The sequence below is a fragment of the Micromonospora sp. MH99 genome (assembly GCF_021442385.1).
In the GTDB taxonomy this organism is placed as follows: domain Bacteria; phylum Actinomycetota; class Actinomycetes; order Mycobacteriales; family Micromonosporaceae; genus Micromonospora.
The window spans coordinates 123,958-138,462 of sequence record NZ_MUZA01000001.1; the positions used below are offsets into that span (position 1 = coordinate 123,958).

Consider the following 14,505-nt stretch of genomic DNA (forward strand, 5'->3'; position numbering starts at 1 on the left):
ACTCGCCGGCCCCTCCCGGGCGTGCGCAGCCTGATCACGCCGGGCATGCCCGGTCAACGGGTTGGCTCATCGGCCGGCTGCACGAGGAACGACCTGATGTGTTCCAGCGCCATGTCCAGGGCGACTTCCATCGGTGCGACGTCGTGCGCGGCGTTCGCCAGCAGGTAGCCGCCCTGCAGAGCGGCCATCAACCCCGTGGCCAACTTCTCCGGGTCGGCGTCCCGGCGGAGCAGACCGTTGTCCCGCATCCGGTGCAGACCGTCACTGATCAACTTTTCCCATGCCGCGAACGTCTCCGACAGCGACGACCGCGCCTGCTCATCCTGATCGGACAGCTCGAGGGCCATCGACCCGAGGCCGCACCCGTACTTGCCGTTGTTCAGCGAGTTGGCCTGGACCAGCGCGTTGCGCCAACGGACCAGCCCGGAGAACGATCTCAGTCGTTCGAGCCCGGCGCGTTCACGCTGGAGCACGAGCGCGCCTCGATAGGTGACCAGGGCGCGCACGAGTTCCTGCTTGTCGGCGAAGTGGTGGTAGAGCTGGGACTTGCTCGTCTGGCTCGCCTCGCGGATGTCGTCAAGGGTCGTCGCGTTCACGCCGCGTACGAGCATCAGCCGGTTCGCCGCATCGAGGATCCGCTCGCGGGTCGCGATGCCCCGCTGACTGATCCTCCGCCCGTTTCTCGGCGCGGCAACCTGCTCGTCGCTCATCTGTCAAGTGTATCCAGCGCACCGGATGATCCAGCGAGAATGGGACCTCGCAGTCCATCCGGTGCCCTGTCCTATGTGCGAATGCCGAAGAGCCGACGGACTTGTTGCTGGACCATGTGGTCCGGTTCCTCAGACGCCGCTGCCGGCGCCGGAGGGGTCAGGCCGTCGCCCGCTTCGGAAGCTTCCACCCGGGGCGGGGGAAGTGGCAGGTGTACCCGTCGGGGTAGCTCTGCAGGTAGTTCTGGTGCTCAGGCTCGGCCTCCCAGAAGTCGCCTGCCGCGGTGACCTCGGTGACGACCTTGCCGGGCCACAGGCCCGAGGCGTCGACGTCGGCGATCGTGTCCTCGGCGACCCGCTTCTGCTCGTCGCTGGTGTAGAAGATCGCCGAGCGGTAGCTGAGGCCGATGTCGTTGCCCTGGCGGTTCTTCGTCGAAGGGTCGTGGATCTGGAAGAAGAACTCGAGCAGCTCGCGGAAGTCGGTCCGGTCGGTGTCGTAGACGACCTCGATGGACTCCGCGTGGGTGCCGTGGTTGCGGTAGGTGGCGTTCGGGACGTCGCCGCCGCTGTAGCCGACGCGCGTGGACACGACGCCGGGCTGGCGGCGGAACAACTCCTCCATGCCCCAGAAGCAGCCGCCGGCGAGGATCGCCTTTTCGGTGTTCATGTCATCTCCCTGCCTGTCGTCGTGCCGGTGTCTCTTGTGCAAAGCGCAGTGCGAGCCAGGTGGAGCGCACCTCGACCCGCACGTACAGACGCTTTGCGGGGCGGTGGTATTCCCGCGGCCTTCGCCTTTCTTGGACTGTATAGTCCGGAGGCTGCATCGACAAATTGCCCGGATATTGCCTCAAACAAGCTGTTGAACTGGTGACTCTTGCAGAAGCGCGAGCGGTCTTTGCAACCGCAACTGGACTTGACGGACCAGTTTGAGGTGGCTAGGTTCGGGGTCCCGCCGCTCCCGGCGCCATCCCCGCGCCCAACCGCTACCGATCAGCCGTGGGTGTACGGCGCCGGGGCTTGACGCCGCCAACGCTGGGAAACGGACATGCGCTCCTCGTGCAGCGCAGACGAGGGCTGGATACAGGGAGGTATCTGATGAAGGCGATTGTGGTGACGGACGAGACTGCGGGAACAGCCGGAATGACGCTGGTGGACCGGCCTGAACCGGAACCGGCCCTCAACGACGTCGTCGTCCGGGTCCACGCGTCGGGGTTCGTCCCGACCGAGATGGCGTGGCCCTCAACCTGGACCGATCGCCTCGGACGTGACCGGACGCCGTCGATTCCCGGGCACGAGCTGGCCGGAGTGGTCACCGCTCTCGGGTACGGCACGACGGGCCTGTCGGTGGGACAGCGGGTGTTCGGCCTCACGGACTGGACCCGGGACGGCACCCTGGCGGAGTACGTGGCCGTCGAGGCGCGCAACCTCGCGCCGCTGCCCGGCGACGTCGACTTCACTGTGGGCGCGAGCCTGCCGATCTCCGGCCTGACCGCCTGGCAGGGACTGTTCGAGCACGGCCGCCTTCAGACGGGGCAGAGCGTCCTCGTGCACGGCGCGGCCGGCGCGGTCGGTTCGATGGTGACGCAGCTCGCACGTGAGTTCGGCGCCTACGTCATCGGCACGGGGCGCGCTGCCGACCGGAAAAAGGCGCTCGACTTCGGCGCGCAGGAGTTCGTCGACCTCGAGAACGACGTCCTCGAAGCCGTCGGTGGACTCGATCTGGTCATCGACGTCATCGGCGGCGACATCGGGAAGCGGTCGGCGGGCCTGATTCGGGCCGGGGGAGTCCTGGTCTCGGTCGTCGGGCCGCCCGAGGTGCGGCCCGCGGAGGGCCTGGCGATCGACTTCGTCGTGACGCCTGACCGCGCCCAACTGGGGGAGATCGTCCGGCGGGTACGGGACGGGCGGCTGCGGACGAACATCGGCACCGTCGCGGACCTCGACGACGCCGTCGCCGCTCTCAATCCGACCGAGCGGATCACCGGCAAGACGATCATCCGCGTTCGCTCGTAACGGGTTCAAAGGACAGCGGGCGACGGCACCGCAGGCCCGCGGTGCCGTCGACGCACTCCACCACGTCCGGCAACCGTGGGTGGTGATGGTCAGAGCCTCCCCGGCGATCGTTCTCCGAGGAGGCCCTGACCACTCTGCCGACCTGGTCGGTCAGCTCAGAGGCGCGGGTCCTCCTGCACCTTCAGCGCATTGAGGATCGGATCGCTCTCGCCCTTCTCGCGGGTGAGCTGGATCCTCAGATCGCCACCGGTGTGCGTGACGGTGACCATGTTGATGTCCGCGGTCAGCGCACCCACCTTCGCCTGAACGTCGTGGTCGTAGAGCACGACCTTGCCGTCGATGAGGACATCGAAGGCGCGCTTGCCGGCCTTGACCTTTTCGATCTCCGCGAAGTCGAGAGCGATCCGGTACGTGCCGGCGGGAGCGTTCTTGAAGACGTAGCTGAACGCCTCGCCGGTCCGCTGGGTGCGGAACAGCGCGTCGTCCTCGGTGCCGGCGATGTCGGCCTTGGTGGCCCGCGTCCTGCCGCCGACGTAGCCCCACTGTCGCGAGCCGAGCTCCTGGTCGGGGGACCAGACGAAGCCGTCGGTGCCGACGAACCCGGTTCCGCCGACGTCGACGCCCTTGTCGTAGGCGGAGGTCGCCAGGCGTACCGGCGTGAGCTGGGCCTCGCCCTTGCCGGCGTTGGACGCCACGAGCACGTCCCCGACGAGCACGCCCGGCTGGACGCCTGCGTTGTCGGCCGTCGCGGTGACCGTGGTGGACTCGCCGACCGCGAGCGTGACCGTGCCGGTCGCGGCCGCGCCCGTGAGGGTCAGCCACGGAAGGTCGGCCGCCTCGTGGCCGCCGTCGCCGGTGCGCTTCTGCTCGCTGATCCGCACCTCGAGCGGGGCGGAGCCGGTGTTGGTCACGGTCACGTCGGCCGTCGCCTTCTGGTTCCGGTCGAGGAGCCAGTCGAGCTTGCCCGCGCTGACGGTGGCGATGCCCGTGGTCAACGCCGTGTCGACCACCTCGGCCTGATCCTTCTTGGCGATGGTCACCCGGTGGCTGGCGGTGACGTAGTTCGGGGCCGACACCTCCACGGTGTTCTCGCCGACCAGCGCCTGGGCCTTCCACCGACCCTTGGCGTCGGCGGTGATGACCCGCTCACCGTTCGGCCCCTTGAGCGTGACGATGGCGCCCTCGATCGGCTTGCCGTCGTTCCGGTCGGTGACCGTGCCCTCGATCGTGCCCGCCGCCGGGAGCGTGTACTCCAGCCCCAGGCCGGCCTTCAGGACGGGCTGGTTGAAGGAGTACTGACCCGCGGGGTTGCGCGTCAGGCTCTCCACGCCGACGGTCGCCGACGACCCCCGGGTGAGGGGGTTGTCGCCGCCGACGCCGTCGCCGTACCCGATCTGGATCCGTCCGTCCGCGATCAGGGTGACCGAGAAGCTCACGCGGGCCGTCTGGTCGTCGTAGAAGGCGACGTTGCGCCATTCGATGACCTCCGCCGCCAGGCCGTCCACCTCGGTCCGGCCGAAGTAGATGCCTGCCTCGTCGTCGACGACGAGGTCGTCCCAGAGCGGATGGATCGCGTCGATCGGACCGGACGACGGCAGCGCCGTGTTGTTCCCCAGCGTGCTGGCGCGGTCGAAGGCCAGCGTGCCGTTCGTCGTCACGCACACGCCGTCCCAGGCCGTGTCGTAGAACGGGAACAGGAAGCTGGAGTCGAACCACAGCACGCCGCACACGTCGTCGCCGTGCCACCCGGACTCCTGGGTGCCCTGGCGGTAGAGCCCGTCGGTCACCTTCATCGCGTACGAGCGACCGGCGGGGGCCACCGGCACCGGGCCCGGCTCCGGCTGCTCGGGCTGGGGATCCGGCTCCACCGCGTCGGCGCGCGGATCGAGCGTCACCCGCAGCGCGGCGATGGTCGGGGCCTTCAGGCCCTTCGAGCCCCGCAGCTCCACGGTCAGCGGACCGCCCTCGTGCTGCACGACTGCCGAGCGCCAGTCGGCGGTGTTCGACCCCACGGCCGCTGCCGGGTCGTACGCGTACTCCGTGAGCGCTCCGTCCACGACGACGTCGAACACCCGCTTGCCCCGGGCCACGTTCTCGATCTCGGCGAAGCCGAAGTCGATCGCGTAGGTGCCCTTGGGCGCGTCCGGGAAGCGGTAGAACAGCTGCTTGTCCGAGGTGGTGCGCTGCGACTGGAACAGGGCGTCGTCAGTCGTACCGGAGATCGGGGCCTTCGTGGAGGCGGCCTTCGTCTTCCCCTCGTAGCCCCACGACGTCCTGCCGGCGGTCTGGTCGGCGGACCAGGTGAAGCCGGAGCCGTCGGTGAGCTTGGAGCCGCCGGCGTTGACGCCGACCTGGTACTTCGTGGTCGTGAGCGTCACCGGAACATACGTTTTGGACTGGCGTCCGGAGTCGGACCGCACCACGATGTTCGCGCCGAGGACGCCGGGCTTCGCGCCCTTCGACGAGATCGAGACCTTGACGGTCGTCGACTGGCCGGGGGCGAGGGTGCCGCCGGTCGAGGAGAGCGACAGCCACGGCAGGTCGGTGATCAGGTCATCCTCGACGTCGACAAGCACCACGTCGTCGGCGACCTGGTCCGCCGCCCACAGCGCACCTGTCGAGTCGGTCTCCAGGCCGCCGCCCTGGCCCGCCTTCTGGCCCGGGAACCACCACGCGTTGACCAGCGAGCAGTCGTCGGGGTCGACCTGGAGCAGGCGGGTGGGCCGGTTCGACGTGAGGTCGGTGTACCAGATGGTGTCGGACGCCTGGTTGTACGCCAGGCCCATCACCTCGGGCAGCGGCGGGGCGCAGAAGGACAGCAGCGCGCCCGGGTTGTCGTGCGACGTGCCGGCGACGGTGCCGATCATGCCGTTCGCCCGGCCGCCGACGTAGAACACGTCCCGGGTCGGGTTGTAGGCGAGGCCGGTCAGCTGCAGCGTCGACCAGTCACCCTTGATCTGGCGCGTCTCCTTTCCGGTCCCGGTGTTGAAGCAGTGGATGTAGCTGGCCGGGCTGTCCTCCATCTGGCACATGTCACCGGTCTCGGAGTCGAGCGCCATGTCGAACGCCCGGTACGCGGGGTTCCACGACGCGTCGAAGACCTTGCCGGTCCGCTTGCCCGTCACCGTGTAGGCGGTGTTGGTCCGTGCGATGTAGTCGTGGACCCAGACGTCGCCGTCGTACCCGATCCCCGAGGGCTCCTTCTCCGCGATGGTGCCCGGGATGGCGATCCGGGTGATGACGTCTCCGCCGGAGGTCGCGCCGACCTTGGCAGCGGCCTGTGCCTCCGCGGCGCTCGCCGTCGCGGCCTTGCCGTCGACGTTCGACGGCTTCATGCCGCTCGCGCCGGCCTTCCAGGCGGCGAGGTCGATCGTGCTGGCCGCGCCCTTTCCGGCGCGCGCGGTGGCGCCGACGGCGTCGAGGTCGGGGTGGCGTGCGGCCTCGCCCAGGTCGTACGTGAGTGGGGCCGAGCCGTTGTTGGTAAGCGTCAGCGAGCCGGCGCCGTTCTGGTCGGTACCCAACAGCGCCTCGAGGCCGTCGGCCTTGAGGCCGGCGACACCAGTGGTCAGACGTGCGTCGATCGACGCCTTCGCGTAGAGCTTGTCCAGCGAGAAGGGGTACGTCCCGGTCGTGTAGTTCGGCGCCTCGACGGTCATGGTGTAGTCGTCGACCGGGAGTTGGCGGTGCACGATGCCCGTCCCGTTGGTCGTGACGGCCTCGACGAGCCCCTTCTTGGTGCTGAAGGAGACCTTGGCTCCGGCCACCGGGAGCCCGTCGTTCTTGTCCACGACTGTCGCGTCGAGGTACCCGAAGTCAGGCAGGTCGTAGGTGACGACCATTCCGTCGCGCAGCACGGGGGAGCTGTCGGAGAACCGGATGCCGTCGACGCCGGCCCAGCCCTGGATGCCCGTGGTGGCGTGGGCGCCGGCGGTCACCGGGTCGGCGGTCCCGATGCCGTCGCCGTAACCGAAGATGACGGTGCCGGAGCGGGTGAGCGTGGCCGAGTAGCTGACCGGCTCCGTGTACTCCGACCGGTCCGGATAGGCCCAGAGCCTGGCCTTGCGGAATTCGACGACGAACGCGTCCTCGCCGTTGACCTTGGTGGCCGCCGTGAAGACTCCTCCGCCGGGGGCGAACTCGACGGGAGTCTGGACGTACAGCGGGAAGACGCCGGCACCGCCACTGCCGGGTCCGGTGCTGGTGTCCGGGGAGATCACGCCGCGCAGGCTGATCCCGAGGCTGTCGTGGCTGCCGTTGTAGAGCGCGATCGGGAACGGCAGCTGCACCGTCGCCCACACGCCGCTGGTGAATGCCACCGGGTCGGTGCCGCGCAGGTATTCGCCGTCGGAGACGGCGCAGCTGTAGCCGCCCTTGTCGACGACCAGCCCCACGGGGATCTCGCGCGACTCGTTCTGCGCCCCGACGGTCAGCGGGACGGTGGTGGGCGAGAAACAGGCGTTGGGCTTGACGTTCAGCGAGTACGTGCCCTCGGGCACGGCGCTGATCGTGAACGCGCCGTTGGCGTCGGTGCGTACCGGCTTCAGCGGCGTGTCCGTGACGGAGACGTCCGCGTTCGGCACGGGTCGCTTCTTGTCGTCGACGACCTTCCCGCTGATGTCGTGCCTCGCGGCGGCCGTGAGCGGCAGCGTGACCGACGTGTCCTGGCCGAGGGAGATCGCGACCTGGGCGGTCGCCGTCAGGTAGCCGAAGACCTTGGTGCTGAGCCGATAGTCGCCGACCGGGAGGTTCGTCGTGAACCGGCCGTCCTTGTCGGTTCCGATCGACCGGCTGAACGGCCCGCTGATCGTCACGTCGGCAGCGGGAACCGGGGCGCCGTTGGCGGTGACGACACCGGTGAGGGTGCCGCCCTTGCGGGGCGCGAGTTCGAGCAGGCGGACGAGGTCGAGGCGGCCTTCGCCGTACTTGTTGTTGATCTCGGCGGTGCCGCCGCACTCGGTGTCGTCGACGTCGACAGCCGACTCGCCGAGCAGGCGGCGGGTCTCCTCGACCTGCCCGATGAGGGTCGGGTCGTAGCTCCACAGCGCCGCGACCGCGCCGGCGACGTGGGGGGCCGCCATCGAGGTGCCGGACATCTCGACGTAGCTGTTGTTCGGGTAGGACGAACGGACCGCGTCGCCCGGAGCGGAGATCTCCGGCTTGATCCGCCCACCTTCACCCTCGCCCTTGCGGGAGAACAGCGCGAGCGTCCCGTCCTGGGCGTACGCGCCGACCGAGTAGGCACTCTCGGCGGAGCCGGGCGAGGAGACGGTGTCGCAGGCCGCGTACGGCGTGGTGTTGCCCGACGACCAGACGCTGAACATGCCCGCGGCGCTCCACGCCTCGTCGATCGCCCGGAAGAAGTCGTCGAAGCTGTGCTCGACCGTCTGACCCCACGAGTTGTTGACGACGTGGGGGCGCTTGGACGGGTCGGGGTTGTTCCCCTGGACGTCGGTCGGGGCGAGCAGCCACCAGCCGGACCGCAGCAGCGACTCGACGCCACTGTTGTCGCAGCAGCCGTTCGTCGCGATCCACTGCGCGTCCGGGGCGACACCGACGTGGTTGGTGCCGTCGTCGCCGACCATGGTGCCCATGGTGTGCGTGCCGTGTCCGTTGTCGTCACACGGCGCTGCAGTGCACGAGCCCCGGGTGGCCATCCAGTTGTAGTTGTGGTCGACGGTGCCGTCGGGCTTCGCGCCGCGGTACTGGTGCGCCAGGGCGGGGTGGTCGAACTGGACGCCCGAGTCGAGGTTCGACACGGTGATGCCCGCACCGGTGGCGCCCATGGCCCACGCCTCGGGTGCGTGGATGGCGTCCAGCCCCCACGACACGGTGCCGGCCTCGCCCGCCTTCGCGGCGGGACGGGCAGCCTGGTCGGTGGGGACCTTCTCGTCCACGGGCTTGACCAGCGCGACCTGCGGCGTCGCGTGGATCTCGGCGACCTGCACCCGCGCGGCCACGTCGAGGGCGAGCTTCTCGGTGCCCCCCTTGACGAGCACGGCGTTGGCGATCGGGTAGGAGGTGTACTTGACGCCCGCCCGGTCGAGTTCGGTGGAGACCGAGGCCAGGGAATCCTTCGCCGCCGTGGTCAGCGCGTCGTAGACGAACTGACCACGAGCGGCCCAGTCGGCGATCTTCTTCGCCGGCCCGAGGTCGGCCCGGGTCTCGAACGTGATCCAGAAGTCGGACGCCGGAGACGTACGGAAGCGGTCCTTCAGGCTCGGGGCGATCTTGTTGGCGGCGGCGCCCGGGTCGGGCTCCGCGGCGGACGCCGGCGGTGCCTGGATCAGGCTCAGGCCGACCACCGCGGCAAGCGTTGCCGCGAGGGCTTTCAATCTCATGGGGGGTCCTTCCGCCTACAGGGGTTGGTAGGGGTCGTGGCTCTCGTGGTCGCCGGCGTCGTCGAGGGCGTCGTGGGCGTCGTAGGCGTCGCGGGCGCCGTCGTGCGGCTCGCGCGACAGCTCGAGAGGTGAGGGCTGCTCGGTGGCGGCGTCGTCGCGCGCGACAGGTCGCTCAGGCACGCATTGCCCAAGGGCTATGAATCATGGAGTCATGCTCGGTGGGCCGAGAGGCCGTCGCTATCCAGCGGATACGTCAATTTTCACGACGCGTCGTCGAGGGAGTCCTCTTCCGCGAACACGCCGGCCTCCACCGCCTTGACCGCGAGGGCGGTCCGCGAGCTCACCTTCAACTTGCGCATCGCCGCCCGCAGTTGCTGATCCACTGTGGCCGGTGACTTGGCCAGGATCCGGCTGATCTCCCGGTTCGTCTTGCCGGCGACAACCAGTTGGACCACGTCGAGCTCGCGAGGTGAGAGCTGGTCGCCGTACCCGCGTCGGCCGCCGCGCCACAGTCGCGGGACCTCGGCGCCGTGTTCGCGGAGCCGCTGCGCGACACGGTCCGCGTCGCCACGGGCGCCGAGCCTGAACAACTGCTCGTACTGTGCCGCCAGCAGCTCCCGGCCCCGCTCGATCTGGCCCTGCGCGATGAGCGCCTCGGCCTGCCGCTCGCGGGCGAGCATGGCGTCGTAGGGGCGCGGCAACGCACTCCAGGCGCGTGCCGCCCGATCGAATGCCGACGCCGCGCGGGCGTGGTCTCCGGCCGCGGCGAGCAGCAGCGCACGACATACGGTGAGCGCGGCGCGCGGCGCGGGCGCCGTACGGCCCCGCAGCCCCCTGGCGAACTGGTCGCCGAGGCGTGTCGCGGCCACCAGGTCACCCGCGGCGAGGTGCGCCTCGACCCGGGCGGGGACGAGGTCCGTCGCCCAGACCCAGATGCCCTTTCTCCGGACGGTCTCCATCGGCTCGTTCGTGATCTGCAGCGCCCGGCCGCTGTTTCCGTCCGTCAGCCACAGCCTGGCCAGCGCGGCGGCGGCCTCCATCGTGTCGTCGGCCGCGCCGAGACGGGCGGACTCCTCAAGGACCAGCCGGAACTGCTCCTCGGCGGCACGGCGCCGGCCGGCCGCGGCTGCCAGCCGGGCAGCGAGGCGGATGCTGCCGAGGTAGTGCGCCGGCCGGTCCCGGTCGGCATCGGCGAGTGCCGCGCTTCGCTGGGCGAGGTCCTCCCACCGACCGGTGAGCCACGCCAGGTTGGCCTGTTCGAGTTCGACGTTGTGGTGCAACCGGGACGCCTGCTCGGCGTCGGCAAGGCGCATGGCCACGGCGAGGTGTTCCTCGGCGTCGGCGTACCGACCCCAGATCAGCGCGCCGGTGCCGACATTCGCGTGGATGCGGGCCACGTCGAGACGCTCCGCCGGGGTCGCCCCGTCGACGGGCAGGTCGGCGACGACGTCCCAGGCCTCCTCCTCGCCGAGCATGAGCAACGCCGCGGCTCGGTTGCCGGCCAGGTTCAGCCGCTCCGCGGGAGAGTCGAATCCGGCGGTGAGCTCAGCGGCGCGATCGAGCCAACGCCTGTGGGTCGACGCCGGCCACGGTCCCGCATAGGCCCAGCCGAGGTAGGTCATCGCCCGAGCCGCCTCGACCGGGTCATGGTCGAGGTTGGCCACCGCCTGCTCCAGCTCGCTCAGCGCGGCCTGCGCCTCACCTCCGGTGATCAGGAGCCGACCCAGGGGATTGCGGATCTCGGCCTGCTGGCGGGCCGAGAGACCGGGGGTCTCCAGCACCGAGCGGAGAGTACGGATCACGCGGTGGTAGACCTCGTCGACCGCTTCCCGACGGCCCAGCGCGGCAACTCCGGCGATGCGCGCGACCCGCGCCCGATCCACCGGCGCCAGCACTGCCCACGTCAACAGATCGACAAGCAGGTCGACCGCCCTGGTGTGGTCACCCGAGGCCATCGCCAGCTCGGCGCTCTGCTCGGCGTACCGCGCCCAGGACCGCGTGTCGCCCGCCTCGCGGAAGTGGTGGGCGAGGCGTGCCACCGGCGGCGGTTGGATGTGTTCCAACGCCCGGCCGGCCTGCAGGTGGACGTGCCTGCGGTCGGTCAACGGGATCGCCTCGTAGACAGCGGTGGCGGCCAGCACGTGCCGGAACCGCCACCCGCGGTCGTCCCCGTCCAGGACACCTGCGGCGGCGGCCTCCGCGACAGCGCCTCGGCACGCAGCTGGCGACAGCCCGGCGGTCATCGCGATCGTGGCCACCGACGACCGCTGGGCCAACGTGGCCGCCGCCCGCAGCACCTGCTGCGCCGTCGGTGACAGACGGCCCACCCGTTCCCGGGTGGAGTCCCGCACCGTCGGCGGCACCTGGAGCTCGCGCAGCTTGAGCCGGACCCACTGTCCGTCGCGGAAGACGAGGTCGGCACGGTCGCACATGAGGCGGACCGATTCCTCCAGGGCCAGGGGTACGCCACCGGTCCGCTCGTGCATGAAGGTCGTGAACTCGTGCGAGATCGGGTTGCCGTCCAGCATCGAGGACACCAGCGCCGCCGTGTCGTCGGGTCGCATGGGCGCCAGGGCGATCCTCAACTGGGTCACGCCGGCCGGCAACCGGGACGTGAGCCGCAGCAGCAGCGATCCGTCGTCCACCTCCTCCGGTCGATAGGAGATCACGAGGCTCGGCCCGTGTGCTTGCTGTCGGGAGGTGACGAACAGCAGGAACTCCAGGGTCACCTCGTCGGCCCAGTGCGCGTCCTCGAGCACGAGGACGTCGACACGCAGGGCCCGCAGCAGCTCGTCCAGGGCGCGGAACAGGCGGTGGCGTGCCGCCTTCGCGTCGTCCAGGGGCTGCGGTGCGGGGGGCAGGTCCGCGGACCATTCCGGGAACAGGGGCCGCAACGCGCCCGCGAGTTCGGTGAGCCGCAATCCGGACACCGGGTGGTCGATCCCCCGGAACGCGTCGACGATCGGCCCCAACGTCAGCGACTCGCGAAGCGGCGGGCACACCGACACCAGGGCGGTGCGCTGGTCCGGCGCGGCCAGCCACTCCCGCAGGAGTCGACTCTTCCCGATCCCCGCCTCGCCCTCCACCAGCACGATCGCCGGTGGCCGGGCCAGGGCGCCCCGGAGCGCCGCCATCTCCCGATCACGACCCACGAAGTGCGGCGTGGAAACGGTTGGTGAAGTCCTGGCATCCTCGGGGGAGGGGTCGAGCATGCGTGATGATCTCTCTTTTCGCTGCTCGGACACAAGTGCGTCGTTGCGGGGGCCGCATCGAGGCGCGGCCGACCGCCCCCGCTACGCCCTACTCCTCCGGCTCCCAGGCACGGAGCAGGTCGAGCAGCCCCGCGTCCCCGTCGACGTGCAGGGAGTCGGCCGGGATCCGGTCGTACAGGTAGATGACCAGCTCACTGGCCGTACCGCGGATGGAGGCGCCGGCGGCGTCGTCCGGGTCGTCGCCGGTCGCCGCGGGGATCCGGGTGACGCGTGCGCCGTCGCCGTCGACCGTGAGGCGCCAGGAGCGGCCCTCGGCGGCGTGGAAGTCGAAGGCCGTGGGCTTGTGCGGCCAGGCGCTCGGCGTTGCGCAGACGGTGAACAGGAACTCCTCCACACCGTCGAGTGCCACCTCGACCGGCAGCGGCTGCGGTGCGCCCTCGGTGAGCTGGACGTCGTACGTGTGCATCGCGGTCTCCTGGACCCGGTGCCGGGCGACACCGCCGGCGGTCTGCGGTGACTGCGACCCAGGCCACCACGTCCAGCAACCCCTCTCCGGTCCCGCCTCGCGCAGTGTGCTGAGCAGAAGCTGCGTCGACGCGGCCAGCCAGGCCAGCAGGGCCGTACGCTCGCGCGGCACGTCCAGAGCGGCGCGCGCGGCGGCGGCCTCGGCCGGGGGACCGTCGGCAGGCCCCGCGCCGACGATGGCGGCCCAGAAGCGATCTCCCCCACCCAGGTGCTTGACCAGGTCGAACAGCGTCCACCCGGGGCAGGAGGGCACCTGCGCGTCGAGGCTGGGTGCGGCGGCGACCGCGGCGCGGAAGGCGGCCGACCGTTCGTCGATCAGTCGTAGCAGGTCAGGGAACTCGAAGTTCTTGTCCACGCCGGTTGTCTACCACCGCGCTCCGTGAACGGACAGCGATTTCGGCGGCAGCCATCGTGGACGCCCCGCCTGCGACGGGTCCGAGCGACAGCGCGTCACCGCTCGACGGGGAGGTGGGCGGCGATACGGTCCACCGCCTGCTTCGCCTCGACCAGGCTCGTGCCGGTCTGCCTGCGGTAGGCGCGAACCGCCTCGATCGTGCGGCCGTTCTCCAGGTGCCGGAGCACGTCCGGGTCCACTGGCGCGGCGATGCCCAGGTGATCCATCACCAGGTCGAGCTTGCGCTCCATCGCCGCGAGCCGGGCGGTCGAGCTGCGTCTGTCCTGGGACCAGCCTCCGATCGCAGCCGCGACGGCCCCGATCGTGGCGATGACGAGCAGTGTTCCTTCCCAGGGATCCATCAGCACATCTAATCAGCGGTGCGCCACCCGGGAAGGCTCGGTGTGGTGACCGCCCGGTCAGGTCGTGGACCGGCCGTCACCGTCCGGGTTCGCGGAGGGTCGCGGGTAGCCGAGCTCGTACGAGATCTGACTGGCGGTCTCCAACAGCAGCGGGAGGTTGCTCTTGAGCTTCTCGAGGCTCGCGATGACCTCGATGGCCGTGATCGAGGCGGCGGCGATGACCTGACCTCGCGAATCCCTGATGGGTGCGGCCACGCACATCACGTAGGCGTCGTGCTCGCCGTTGTCCACGGCCCAGCCGCGTTCGTGGATGCGGGCGAGTTCGGCTTCGAGGGCGTCGTGGTCGGTGAAGGTGGTCGCGGTGAATCTCTCGAAGACGACGTGGGAGAGGAGACGGTCGCGTTCCTCCCGAGGGAGGTAGGCCAGGATCGTCTTGCCCACCGCGCTCGCGTAGATGGACACCGCGCGCCCGATCCGTGAGGGCAGCTTGACGGCGTCGAACGCGGGACTGTCCACCTTGTCGATGTAGATGATCTCATCGCCGGTCAACTGTGCCAGGTGGACGGTGTGGCCGGTTTCGCGTTGCAGCGCCCGGAGGTGCGCGGCGGCGGGCTGGCGCAGGTCCATTGAGCCCAGAGCGAGCTCGGACAGTTCGATGAGTCCACTGCCGAGCACGTAGGTGCCCGCTCCGGTCCGGCGGACGAAGCGCGCCGATTCCAGTGTCTGCAGGATCCGCAGGGCCGTGGACTTGTGGACGCCGAGCACGTCCGCAGCCTCGGTGAGAGACAGCGGGTGCTCGGCCGATCGACGGATGAGGTCGATCGCGCGGCGAATCGATTGCGCCAAGGCTCTGTCTCCCCTCGCGCGACGGTACGACACCGCCGCAGCCATTGCGTAATATGCAATATCGTTAGTGCGATACGCAACCTGCGCTTGACACCGTTGCACATGTCG

9 protein-coding genes are annotated in these 14,505 nt (G+C 70.1%); 1 reads left to right on the top strand and 8 read right to left on the bottom strand.

All coding sequences use genetic code 11. From position 1 onward, the window contains the following. Window positions 1-53: 53 nt before the first annotated feature. On the bottom strand, window positions 54-710 hold the full coding sequence (locus tag B0E54_RS00650; protein WP_234581029.1) for a TetR/AcrR family transcriptional regulator: 657 nt from the start codon (window positions 708-710) through the stop codon (window positions 54-56). Window positions 711-867: 157 nt separating this feature from the next. After that, on the bottom strand, window positions 868-1,374 hold the full coding sequence (msrA, locus tag B0E54_RS00655) for a peptide-methionine (S)-S-oxide reductase MsrA (protein ID WP_234581031.1): 507 nt from the start codon (window positions 1,372-1,374) through the stop codon (window positions 868-870). 428 nt (window positions 1,375-1,802) lie between these two features. Between msrA and B0E54_RS00660 the strand changes: the two genes are divergently transcribed. After that, window positions 1,803-2,720 (top strand): NADP-dependent oxidoreductase, encoded by a 918-nt coding sequence (locus B0E54_RS00660; RefSeq protein WP_308195322.1) that lies wholly within the window; start codon window positions 1,803-1,805, stop codon window positions 2,718-2,720. 155 nt (window positions 2,721-2,875) lie between these two features. Here B0E54_RS00660 and B0E54_RS00665 read toward each other — a convergent pair whose 3' ends face one another. The 6 genes from B0E54_RS00665 to B0E54_RS00690 form a co-directional block, all read right to left on the bottom strand. Further along, window positions 2,876-9,058 (bottom strand): S8 family serine peptidase, encoded by a 6,183-nt coding sequence (locus B0E54_RS00665; protein ID WP_234581038.1) that lies wholly within the window; start codon window positions 9,056-9,058, stop codon window positions 2,876-2,878. Between the two features lie 15 nt (window positions 9,059-9,073). Beyond that, entirely contained in the window at window positions 9,074-9,238 is a 165-nt protein-coding gene (locus B0E54_RS00670) for a hypothetical protein (RefSeq protein ID WP_234581039.1), read from the bottom strand. 80 nt (window positions 9,239-9,318) lie between these two features. After that, window positions 9,319-12,210 (bottom strand): AAA family ATPase, encoded by a 2,892-nt coding sequence (locus B0E54_RS00675; protein WP_234581040.1) that lies wholly within the window; start codon window positions 12,208-12,210, stop codon window positions 9,319-9,321. Window positions 12,211-12,358: 148 nt separating this feature from the next. Next, window positions 12,359-13,150 carry a maleylpyruvate isomerase family mycothiol-dependent enzyme gene (locus B0E54_RS00680; protein WP_234581041.1) on the bottom strand — a complete coding sequence of 264 codons (792 nt, stop codon included), beginning with the start codon at window positions 13,148-13,150 and terminating at the stop codon, window positions 12,359-12,361. A 95-nt stretch (window positions 13,151-13,245) separates the two neighbouring features. Beyond that, window positions 13,246-13,551 (bottom strand): hypothetical protein, encoded by a 306-nt coding sequence (locus B0E54_RS00685; RefSeq protein ID WP_234581042.1) that lies wholly within the window; start codon window positions 13,549-13,551, stop codon window positions 13,246-13,248. Between the two features lie 57 nt (window positions 13,552-13,608). Further along, window positions 13,609-14,442 carry an IclR family transcriptional regulator gene (locus B0E54_RS00690; protein ID WP_234581044.1) on the bottom strand — a complete coding sequence of 278 codons (834 nt, stop codon included), beginning with the start codon at window positions 14,440-14,442 and terminating at the stop codon, window positions 13,609-13,611. Window positions 14,443-14,505: the final 63 nt, after the last annotated feature.